The following is a 238-nucleotide window of genomic DNA, read 5'->3' on the forward strand; positions in this document are numbered from 1 at the left end:
TATCCCTGAACCAATCTTTTTTGGGAAACCAAGCACTTTGTATCCTTATCCTTTTACCGGTTATAAAATGTTGAAGGGACACTTGCCTGTAGAAGGAACAAAAGCAAATAAGGTCGAATCGGCAAAAAGATTTGCCCTCTTTTTGAAGGTTCTTCACAGTATCCCTGTCGAAAGGGCTATGCGTTTAGGTGTGCAGCCTGATGTGATGATGAGGCTTGATGTACCCTATCGAAAGAAA

General features: G+C 41.6%; 1 pseudogene. It reads left to right on the forward strand.

Annotated elements, in window-relative coordinates:
* Positions 1-238, forward strand: a pseudogene (locus ACYP5M_RS26720) (phosphotransferase); the annotation flags it as partial.

The organism is Peribacillus sp. N1, assembly GCF_054600815.1.